The 339-nt window shown below is 64.0% G+C and carries 1 protein-coding gene; it reads right to left on the reverse strand.

Annotated elements, in window-relative coordinates:
* Window positions 1-317 (reverse strand): MerR family transcriptional regulator (locus SB754_RS19555; RefSeq protein WP_410784061.1); only part of this gene is annotated, 317 nt, incomplete at its 3' end.
* Window positions 318-339 lie beyond the last annotated feature (22 nt).

Raw genomic sequence — 339 nt, forward strand, 5'->3', positions numbered from 1 at the left:
GTGCGGATCTGCTGCAGGGACACACCGGTGTCGAGCAGGCGTTTGACCACTTTGAGGACCAGGATGTCGCGGAAGCTGTAAAGCCGCTGCGTTCCGGACCCTGATGCTCCGCGGACAGCAGGCTCGACCAAACCCGTGCGGGCCCAGTAGTCGAGCTGGCGGTAGGTGATTCCCGCCGCTTTGCAGGCTGTTGGACCTCGGTAGCCGGCGTCCTCGTCAAGAACGGGCAGATCCTCGGTGAACAGCAAGCCCTGGGCTCCGGCTTTACCCGGCGCAGCGGCGTGGTTATGCTCGCCGGCATCGCCTTTGGGACTCACTTGTGCCTCCTAGTAGCGGTTC

The sequence above is a fragment of the Leifsonia sp. SIMBA_070 genome (assembly GCF_046534635.1).
In the GTDB taxonomy this organism is placed as follows: domain Bacteria; phylum Actinomycetota; class Actinomycetes; order Actinomycetales; family Microbacteriaceae; genus Leifsonia.